This window comes from Pseudomonas marvdashtae (assembly GCF_014268655.2).
Lineage (GTDB): Bacteria > Pseudomonadota > Gammaproteobacteria > Pseudomonadales > Pseudomonadaceae > Aquipseudomonas > Aquipseudomonas marvdashtae.
On the sequence record NZ_JABWQX020000001.1, the window covers coordinates 1,672,068 to 1,673,119 of the forward strand.

General features: G+C 62.2%; 1 protein-coding gene. It reads left to right on the plus strand.

Translation table 11 applies throughout. From position 1 onward, the window contains the following. The first annotated feature begins 81 nt into the window (after positions 1-81). Complete coding sequence (locus HU742_RS07830; RefSeq protein ID WP_186642167.1) at positions 82-834, plus strand: thioesterase II family protein; 753 nt, start codon at positions 82-84, stop codon at positions 832-834. Positions 835-1,052: the final 218 nt, after the last annotated feature.

Genomic DNA, 1,052 nt, shown 5'->3' on the forward strand with positions numbered 1-1,052 from the left:
TCCGGGCGAGGAGGCCGCTGACTAATTCTTCACGACCCGGCCTCGTTATTCTTTTTATATAAACGATCGGAGAAAACCGCAGTGACCCAATTGACGCTCCTGTGCCTGCCGTATTCCGGCGCCAGCGCGATGCTTTACAGCCGTTGGCGGCGCAAGGTGCCGCAATGGCTGCAGGTGCAGCCGGTGGAGCTGCCGGGGCGCGGTGCGCGTTTCGGCGAGCCGCTGCACACTGAGATGGGCCCGTTGGCGATGCAGTTGGCGCGGGAGGTGCTGCCCACATTGCAAGCGCCTTATGCCTTGTTCGGTCACAGCCTGGGTGCGTTGCTGGCCTGCGAAATCGCCCATGCCTTGCGGGAACTGGGCTGTCCCGAGCCGGTCGCGCTGTTCGCCTCGGGCACAGCGGCGCCAACGATGCGCGCCGACTATGATCGCGGCTTCGCCGAAGCGAAAACCGACGCTGAATTGATCGACCAACTGCGCACCCTCAACGGCACCAGCGAAGAGGTGCTGGCCAACGAAGAACTGATGTCCCTGACGCTGCCCGTACTGCGTGCCGATTTCCTGCTGTGCGGGCGTTACCAGCCACGGCTTCGACCGCCGCTCGGTTGTCCAGTGCACGTGCTCGGTGGAACCGCCGACAAAGCCACCACCGAACAACTGATCGGCTGGAGCCGGGAAACCCGCGGCAGCTTCTCGGTGGACATGCTCGCGGGCGGGCACTTCTTCATTCACGAGCACGAGGCCAAGGTGCTGCGGCTGATCAAGGATCAGCTGAGCGTGCATCATCGCCGACATGGGTTGGCGACTGTGGCGAGGGGATTTATCCCCGCATGATCGTTCCCACGCTCCTGCGTGGGAACGCCGCCCTGGACGCTCAGCGTCCCCTGCGTGACGCAGAGCGTCACCGGATGCGTTTCCACGCAGAGCGTGGGAACGATCTGAATCCCGCTTCCTGACACAAATTCCCAATCGCTAATTTTTCCGGTTTGCATTCGTTTCATAGGGACGACATGCCTTTGTGCCTTGTGCCCACTGATTCCGGATACCCAGAA